A 9176-nucleotide genomic window follows, 5' to 3' on the forward strand; every position below is an offset into this window, starting at 1 on the left:
TCGGGCAGCGCACCGACCAGAAGACTTTCGCCAGGCCGTGCGCATGAGGCGTACGGAACCGGCGAGACAGGACACAGAGAGCTCCCGTGCGGCGCCCGCGCCCCGGACGGCGGCAGTCGCGCATCGCGCGAGCCGCGGACGTCACCGGCACACCGCCGGACCAGGCGCGGCGCCCGGGAGCCTGACGGGAGAAACGCCCGCATGCTTGAGCCGACCGAACCCACAGAGTCCGCCACGGACTCCGAACTGAACACTCCGAGCGACACCCTGCCGCCGCGCCGGCGCCGTGCCGCCTCCCGGCCGGCGGGACCGCCCGCCGCTGCCGCCGGAGCGCAGCCCGCGGAGGTGGTCGAGCCGGCCATACCGGCCGCCGAGGCCGACCAGGCCGACGAGGAGAAGGACGACGTCGAGGCCGTCGAGGCCGACGTCGCCGCCGAGGCCGAGGAGACCCCGGAGCCCGCGCCTCCGGTCCGTACGCGCCGGCGTGCGGTGCGCCGTGCGTCCGCGCCCACCGGTTCGCCGGCGGCCGAGGCCGCGGCCGAGACCGTGGTGCCCGCCACGGCCGCCGAGCCGGTCGCCGCCGAGCCCGCCCCGGCCGCCGCCGAGGTGTCCGAGGAGCCGGCCCCGCCGCGCACGCGGCGCCGTGCGACCCGCCGGGTGACCGCGCCCGCCGCGGCCCCCGTTCCCGCGCAGGAGACCGAGGACGTCAAGCCCACCGAGGACGACGCCGAGGCAGCCGCGGTCGAGGAGACCCCCGAGGCCGCCCCGCGCCGTACGCGCCGTCGCGCCACCCGGAGTTCCGCCGCGCCGGAAGCCGTTCAGGCCGCCCCGGCCGAGGAGGCACCGGTGACCGAGCAGGAGCCCGCCCGGGCCGAGATGCCCGCCGAGTCGGGTGAGAGCGCCGAGGCCGCCGCGTCCGAGGACGAGGCCGCCCCGCGTCGCACGCGCCGCCGCGCCACCCGCCGTACGGCCGCCCCGGCCGCCGCCGAGGAGGTTTCGGAGGAGGTCTCCGAGGAGACCGCGGCGGGGACGCCGGTGACCGCCGAGACCCCGGTGACCCCGGGTATCGAGACCGAGAGCCCCGCCGCGACCGCCGTCGCCGCCGAGGACGACGCCGCCCCGCGCCGCCGTCGCCGCGCCGTCCGGCGTGCCGCCACCGGCTTCGCCGAGCCCGCGCGGTCCGCCGGTGAGGCGTCCGAGGAGGCGCCGCGCCCGTCGCGGCCCGCCGTGGCCGTCTTCCAGGCGCCTGTGTTCACCGAGCCGCAGTTCCAGACGCCGCAGCGCGCCGCCGCCGAGGCCGCAGCCGAGACGGAGACCGAGGACGACGAGGAGCTTCGCGAGGAGCAGCCCGTCGCTCCGCGCCGCCGTCGCCGCCGCCGTGGCGAGGAGGCCGAGCCGCAGCCCGTCGAGCCCGCCGCCGAGGACGAGGCCGACGACACCGAGGACGAGGCCGAGGACTCCGCCGACGGCGACGAGTCCGAGGAGACGGGCTCGCGCCGGCGCCGCCGCCGCGGTGGCCGTCGCCGCCGTCGCGGTGACTCCGGGGAGCCGGACGCCGACGGCAGCGACTCCGACACCGAGGAGACCGCCGCCGCGCAGGCCGAGCAGGACGCCGAGGACACCGCCGAGCAGGAGGAGGAGGACGCCGAGGAGGCGTACGACGACTCCGCGGGCTCCGGCTCCACCAGCAGCCGCCGGCGCCGCCGCAGGCGCCGTCGCGCCGGTGACACCTCCATGGACACCGAGCCGGGCGACGGCGACCCCGAGCGCACCGTCGTCAAGGTCCGCGAGCCCCGGCCGAAGGCCGAGCCGTCCGACGAGGTGCAGTCCATCAAGGGCTCCACGCGTCTGGAGGCGAAGAAGCAGCGCCGCCGCGAGGGCCGCGAGCAGGGCCGCCGCCGCGTCCCGATCATCACCGAGGCCGAGTTCCTGGCCCGCCGTGAGGCCGTCGAGCGCGTGATGGTCGTCCGCCAGTACGGCGACCGCACCCAGATCGGCGTCCTCGAGGACAACGTGCTCGTCGAGCACTACGTCAACAAGGAGCAGTCGACGTCGTACGTCGGCAACGTCTACCTGGGCAAGGTCCAGAACGTGCTGCCGTCGATGGAGGCCGCCTTCATCGACATCGGCAAGGGCCGCAACGCCGTGCTCTACGCCGGTGAGGTCAACTTCGAGGCGCTCGGCATGGCCCACGGGCCGCGCCGCATCGAGTCCGCACTGAAGTCCGGCCAGTCGGTCCTCGTCCAGGTGACGAAGGACCCGATCGGGCACAAGGGTGCCCGTCTGACCAGCCAGGTCTCCCTGCCGGGCCGCTACCTCGTGTACGTGCCCGAGGGCTCGATGACCGGCATCAGCCGCAAGCTGCCCGACACCGAGCGGGCCCGGCTGAAGACCATCCTCAAGAAGATCGTCCCCGAGGACGCGGGCGTCATCGTGCGCACCGCCGCCGAGGGCGCGAGCGAGGACGAGCTGCGCCGTGACGTCGAGCGGCTCCAGCAGCAGTGGGAGGAGATCCAGAAGAAGGCCAAGAGCGGCAACGCCCCGACGCTGCTCTACGGCGAGCCGGACATGACCGTCCGGGTCGTCCGGGACATCTTCAACGAGGACTTCTCCAAGGTCGTCGTCAGCGGTGACGAGGCGTGGGAGACGATCCACGGCTATGTCTCGCACGTGGCGCCCGACTTGACCGAGCGGCTCCAGAAGTGGACCAGCGAGGTCGACGTCTTCGCCGCGTACCGGATCGACGAGCAGCTCGCCAAGGCGCTGGACCGCAAGGTCTGGCTGCCCAGCGGCGGCTCGCTGGTGATCGACCGGACCGAGGCGATGGTCGTGGTCGACGTCAACACCGGCAAGTTCACCGGCCAGGGCGGCAACCTCGAGGAGACGGTCACCCGGAACAACCTGGAGGCGGCCGAGGAGATCGTGCGCCAGCTGCGGCTGCGCGACCTCGGCGGCATCATCGTCATCGACTTCATCGACATGGTGCTGGAGTCCAACCGGGACCTGGTGCTGCGGCGCCTGCTGGAGTCCCTGGGCCGGGACCGTACGAAGCACCAGGTGGCGGAGGTGACCTCGCTCGGCCTGGTCCAGATGACCCGCAAGCGGGTCGGCCAGGGCCTGCTGGAGTCCTTCTCCGAGACCTGCGTCCACTGCAACGGCCGCGGTGTCATCGTGCACATGGAGCAGCCCACGTCCGTCGGTGGCGGCGCGAGCAAGCGCAAGAAGCGCGCGCGGGCCGGCGCCGGTCCCGAGCACGTGCACGAGGCGTCCGTCGTCATCGAGACGGCCGAGACGGCCGAGGAGGAGGCGGAGACGGAGGCCGAGGTCGCCGCCGAGGTCGCCGAGCCGGCCGCGCTCGCGGAGCCCGCGTTCGCGCCCGACGAGGAGCTGTACAGCAGCGTCGCCGAGGCGGAGGCCGCCGCGCGCGGCGGGCGCTCCCGGCGCCGCGGGGGCCGGCGGGCGTCGGCCCCGGCCGGTGCGCCGAGGAGGGCCGAGGCGGTTCCCACCGCCCAGGACGTGACCGTCGCCGAGGAGATCGCCCGTCCGGTCCAGCCGGAGCCGGCCGCCGAGGCGACCGCCGAGCCGGCGGCCATGGAGGACGCGGTCGTGCGGGCCGCGCCCGCCGCGGAGGAGCCCGCCACCGAGGCGCCCGCCGCCGAGGAGGCCGCGCCCAAGGGACGGACGCGGCGCCGCGCCACCCGCAAGGTGTCCGCGCCCGCAGGGTCCCCCGCGGGGGCCGAGGCCGCCGTCGTGACGGTCCCCGAGACGGCGCCCGAGCCGGTCGCGGAGCCGGTCGCCGAGGAGGCTCCGGCCGAGCGGGCCGAGGCGCCCGCCGAGCCGGTCGCGGAGAGCGCCGCCCCGGCCCGCCAGCGCCGCCGTGCCGTGCGCAAGGCCACCGCGCCGACCGCGTCGGAGGAGGCGGCCGTCATGGTCGTCCCCGCCGCCGAGGAGGCACCGGCAGTCGACGAGGCGCCGGCGGCCGAGGAGCTGCCGGTGGTCGCCGAGGGCGCCGAGGACGCCGAGGGCGCCGAGGAGGCCGCTCCGGCCAAGAAGACGGCCCGTAAGACGGCCAAGAAGGCCACCGCGAAGAAGGCCGCGGCCAAGAAGACGGCGGCTAAGAAGACGGTCGCCAAGAAGGCCACGGCCAAGAAGGCGACCAAGACCGCCAAGACGGCCGCGGCCAAGTCGACGGCGACGAAGACCACGGTCTCCGCCACCACCGACGAGTGACGCGTCCCGTGTGACACGAGTGCGGCCGGTCCCTGTGACCGGCCGCACCCGTTCGGGGCCGGGCCCGGTTTGACCCCCTCGGCAGCGGCCCCGTAACCTTGACCCTCGGTGTGTCCGTGGATATAGGACGCGCCACATCCCCGTAAACCTCGTCCTCCGACGCACCGGGTGCTTCGGAGAGGCCGTCCGCGTGCCGGGCGGCTGGACTGCGGGGGTGCCGTTCCCGAGCGAGAGAGTGAGATCCGCGTGTACGCCATCGTGCGCAGCGGTGGTCGCCAGCACAAGGTTGCTGTCGGCGACATCGTTGAGGTTGACAAGATTTCCACTGCCAAGGTTGGCGACACGGTCGAGCTCTCGACCCTGCTCGTTGTCGACGGCGACGCTGTGACCAGCGACCCGTGGGTGCTGGCCGGCATCAAGGTCCAGGCCGAGGTCGTGGACCACCACAAGGGGCAGAAGATCGACATTCTGCGCTACAAGAACAAGACCGGCTACCGCCGTCGTCAGGGCCACCGCCAGCAGTACACGGCGATCAAGGTCACTGAGATCCCCGCGGCTGCGAAGTAAGGGACTGAGGAGACATGGCACACAAGAAGGGCGCATCGTCCACCCGGAACGGTCGCGACTCGAACGCCCAGCGGCTCGGCGTGAAGCGCTTCGGCGGTCAGGTCGTCAACGCGGGTGAGATCCTGGTCCGCCAGCGCGGAACCCACTTCCACCCCGGTGCGGGCGTCGGCCGTGGCGGCGACGACACGCTGTTCGCGCTGCAGGCCGGTGCGGTGGAGTTCGGCTCCAGCCGTGGCCGCAAGGTCGTGAACGTCGTCCCGGTCGCCTGAGTCCTCTGACTCACGGCCCTGTGCGCAGGGCTTCGACCGAACGTTTCGCGAGGCGGACCTCACTTCCCGGTCGGGAAGGCGGGTCCGCCTTTCGCGTGTTACCGAAGAACCACCCCGTACTTTCTGGAGGCACTGACCATGACCACCTTCGTGGACCGCGTCGAACTGCATGTCGCCGCGGGTAACGGAGGCCACGGCTGTGCCTCCGTCCACCGTGAGAAGTTCAAGCCGCTCGGCGGACCCGACGGCGGCAACGGCGGGCGCGGCGGCGACGTGATCCTCACCGTCGACCAGTCGGTCACCACGCTGCTCGACTACCACCACTCCCCGCACCGCAAGGCCACCAGCGGCAAGCCCGGTGAGGGCGGCAACCGCTCCGGCAAGGACGGCCAGGACCTGATCCTGCCGGTGCCGGACGGCACCGTGGTGCTGGACAAGGCAGGAAACGTCCTCGCCGACCTGGTCGGGCACGGCACGTCCTTCGTCGCCGCGCAGGGCGGCCGGGGCGGCCTCGGCAACGCCGCGCTGGCCTCGGCCCGGCGCAAGGCGCCCGGCTTCGCGCTGCTCGGCGAGCCCGGCGACCTGCAGGACATCGTGCTGGAGCTGAAGACCGTCGCCGACGTGGCGCTGGTCGGCTACCCGAGCGCGGGCAAGTCCTCGCTGATCTCGGTGCTGAGCGCCGCCAAGCCGAAGATCGCCGACTACCCGTTCACCACGCTGGTCCCCAACCTCGGTGTGGTGACGGCCGGTTCGACCGTCTACACCATCGCCGACGTCCCCGGTCTGATCCCGGGCGCCAGCCAGGGCAGGGGCCTGGGCCTGGAGTTCCTGCGCCACGTCGAGCGGTGCAGCGTGCTCGTGCACGTCCTGGACACCGCGACGCTGGAGTCCGATCGCGACCCCGTCTCCGACCTGGACATCATCGAGGCGGAGCTGCGCGAGTACGGCGGCCTCGACAACCGTCCGCGGATCGTCGTCCTGAACAAGATCGACGTACCGGACGGCAAGGACCTCGCCGAGATGGTGCGGCCGGACCTGGAGTCCCGTGGCTACACCGTCTTCGAGGTGTCCGCCGTCGCCCACATCGGGCTCAAGGAGCTGTCGTTCGCGCTGGCCGAGATGGTGGGCCGGGCGCGGGCCGCGAAGCCGCAGGAAGAGGCGACGCGGATCGTGATCCGGCCGAAGGCCGTCGACGACGCCGGGTTCACCGTGACCCGCGAGGAGGCCGGCGGCGAGCCGCTGTTCCGGGTGCGCGGCGAGAAGCCCGAGCGCTGGGTGCGGCAGACCGACTTCAACAACGACGAGGCCGTGGGCTACCTCGCGGACCGGCTGAACCGCCTCGGTGTGGAAGGGGAACTGATGAAGGCCGGCGCCCGTTCCGGTGACGGCGTCGCCATCGGCCCCGAGGACAACGCGGTCGTCTTCGACTGGGAGCCGACGCTGACGGCGGGCGCGGAGATGCTGGGCCGCCGTGGCGAGGACCACCGCTTCGAGGAGCCCCGGCCCGCCACGCAGCGCCGGCGCGACCGGCAGGCCGAGCGGGACGAGGCGTCGCAGGAGTTCGACGACTTCAAGCCGTTCTGACAGACACGGATCCCACGCGGTGTGAGCGACGCCGGGGCCACCACGGGTGGTCCCGGCGTCGTCGTATCCGCACGCTCCGGGCCGGCACGCTTGCCTGATCGGTGAACCGTGGGGAGACTCGTGGGGTTCCTGTGACAACCCCCGGGCGGCCCGATGCGTCGTACCGGGCGGCGTGCACGAGGATCGTGAACCTCGCCGCGCCTCAACCGCCGTTCGGATCGACGGAGTTGCCGTGCCCCCACGTTCCCACCGCCGTATCCCGCTCTCGCGCCCCAGACGCCTGGGGCTCGCCACCGCTGCCGAACTCGTCGCCGGGGCGCCCGGTGAGAACGAGAACGCCGGGTCGGTGCGGGTGTTCCCCTCCTCGGCGTCCGGGATCACCCCGACGGGCTCGTCCACCTTCGGCGCCGGGACCCTCGGCACGGTCGCCGCGAAGGCGAGGCCGGCGGCCGACTTCGACGACTGACCCGGGCGGCCCGGCCGCCGACCGAACACCGCACCCGTCGCGGCGCGGGCACCGGCGCACCCCACAGACGCGCCGGAGCACACCGCCGTGCCGTGACGGAACCTCTGATGTCTCCCCATTTGTCATGCACGCGAAGCTCGCTGTTCAGCGCCGGGTCCGCCCGGGAGCGCGAGCATCCGAAGTGTCCACGGAGCAAGCGAGGCAGGGGAGTTCACCGATGACCGGTGTGTCCGCATCCACGTCGCCCGACCGGCGCCGAGTGCTCACCGCGGGTGCCGCGGTGCTCGGCGCGGCGGCCTCCGCGCAGCTGTGGCTGCCCGCGGCCGCCCGTGCCACCGAGAAGCCGCTGCCGGACGGGGTGTTCAGCCTCGGCGTCGCCTCGGGCGACCCGCTGCCCGACGGCGTCGTGCTGTGGACGCGGCTGGCGCCCGACCCGCTGAACGGCGGCGGGATGCCCGCCCGGACCGTCTCCGTCGCGTGGGAGATCGCCGACGACGAGCGGTTCCGCAAGCCGGTGCGCCGGGGCACCGCCCAGGCCCGGCCCGAATTGGGCCACAGCGTCCACGTCGACGTCCGCGGGCTGCGCCCCGGCCGGACGTACTGGTACCGCTTCCGCGCGGGCGGGCAGCTCTCGCCCACCGGCCGCACGCGCACCGCCCCGCACCCCGCGAGCTCCGGCGGCCGGCTGCGCATGGCCCTGGCCTCCTGCCAGAACTGGCAGCACGGCTACTTCACGCCGTACGCCGACATGGCGGCCCAGGACCCCGACGTCGTCCTGTTCGTCGGCGACTACATCTACGAGTCGACGCCGTCGTCCACCGGCGTGCGGCGGCACGAGGGGAGCGGTGAGCCGTACACCCTCGACCAGTACCGCAACCGGTACGCCCAGTACCGCACCGACCCCGACCTCGCGGCGATGCACGCGGCCGCGCCCTGGGTCGTCACCTTCGACGACCACGAGATCGACAACGACTTCGCCGGCGAGGTCCCGCAGGACCCGGACAAGCAACCGCACGACGCCTTCGTGGCCCGGCTGACGGCGGGCTACCAGGCGTACTACGAGCACATGCCGGTCCGCGCGAGCGCCGTCCCCGACGGCCCGCACATCCGCATGCACCGCCGCCTGGAGTTCGGTCGCCTCGCGCGGCTCAGCGTGCTGGACACCCGCCAGTACCGCAGCGACCAGGCCACCACGCAGGAAGGCGCCCAGGACGTGGCGCGCACCATGCTCGGCGCCGGGCAGAAGCGGTGGCTGCTCGACGGGCTGCGCCACTCGCCGGCCCGCTGGAACCTGATCGGTTCGCAGATCATGATGGCGGAGACCGACCTCCAGGTCGGCGAGGGCAAACTCTGGTACTACGACGCCTGGGACGGCTACCAGGCCGAACGCAACGCTCTGCTGGAGGAGCTGAGGCACGTCCGCAACCCCGTCGTGCTGTCCGGCGACCGGCACTTCACGATGGTCAGCGATCTGAAGGAGGACTTCGCCGACCCGCGATCCGACGTGATCGGCGCCGAGTTCGTCGGCACGTCCGTCTCCAGCAACGGCGACCAGGACCAGGACGCCTTCCACCGGGAGTGGGACCCGAGGGTGCCGGACAACCCGCACTGGAAGCTGATCGACGCCCACCGCGGCTACCACCTCTTCGACATCCGCCACGACGGCATCGACGCCCGGGTGCGGATGGTGGACACGGTCCGCCGGCCCACGGCGACCGCGAGCACGCTGGCCCGGCTGCGGGTCGAGGCGGGCCAGCCCGGCGTCGAGGTGGTGTGACCCAGGTAACACCCGGCTGTGGCCCCGGAGTCCGAGCGTCTCCGGGGTCACCGCATGGGAACCCGATCGCTGCGGAATCCTGATTCAGAATTCCCGATCGCGGACCAGCGGTGAACGGTGCGGCCGGGGCGACGGAGGGGACGGAGCATTCCGTACGGATGTGGAGATACGCACCCCTGTGTGGCGGCCGCGCGGGGAAACCCGGCCCCCCCCAGCCCGTCGGGTGGGGGGGCCAAGGACCCCGGTAACCTGGGGACGCCCCCCCCACCAAGCCCCCACACCC

6 protein-coding genes are annotated in these 9176 nt (G+C 73.4%); all 6 read left to right on the forward strand.

Features of this window, described 5'->3' with window-relative positions:
* Positions 1-201 precede the first annotated feature (201 nt).
* On the forward strand, positions 202-4230 hold the full coding sequence (locus ACFRAC_RS02210; RefSeq protein WP_382919598.1) for an Rne/Rng family ribonuclease: 4029 nt from the start codon (positions 202-204) through the stop codon (positions 4228-4230).
* Between the two features lie 246 nt (positions 4231-4476).
* Positions 4477-4797, forward strand: coding sequence for a 50S ribosomal protein L21 (gene rplU, locus ACFRAC_RS02215; RefSeq protein WP_004931419.1), 321 nt, complete (start codon positions 4477-4479; stop codon positions 4795-4797).
* A gap of 14 nt (positions 4798-4811) precedes the next feature.
* The gene (rpmA, locus tag ACFRAC_RS02220; protein WP_382919600.1) at positions 4812-5066 is read left to right on the forward strand and encodes a 50S ribosomal protein L27; all 255 of its coding nucleotides are present in this window, start codon (positions 4812-4814) and stop codon (positions 5064-5066) included.
* 138 nt (positions 5067-5204) lie between these two features.
* Complete coding sequence (obgE, locus tag ACFRAC_RS02225; protein WP_382919605.1) at positions 5205-6650, forward strand: GTPase ObgE; 1446 nt, start codon at positions 5205-5207, stop codon at positions 6648-6650.
* Positions 6651-6882: 232 nt separating this feature from the next.
* On the forward strand, positions 6883-7116 hold the full coding sequence (locus ACFRAC_RS02230; RefSeq protein ID WP_382919607.1) for a hypothetical protein: 234 nt from the start codon (positions 6883-6885) through the stop codon (positions 7114-7116).
* Positions 7117-7333: 217 nt separating this feature from the next.
* Positions 7334-8893, forward strand: coding sequence for an alkaline phosphatase D family protein (locus tag ACFRAC_RS02235; protein WP_382919609.1), 1560 nt, complete (start codon positions 7334-7336; stop codon positions 8891-8893).
* The last annotated feature ends 283 nt before the right edge of the window (positions 8894-9176 follow it).

It is taken from the genome of Streptomyces sp. NPDC056628 (genome assembly GCF_042792555.1).
Taxonomy (GTDB): domain Bacteria; phylum Actinomycetota; class Actinomycetes; order Streptomycetales; family Streptomycetaceae; genus Streptomyces.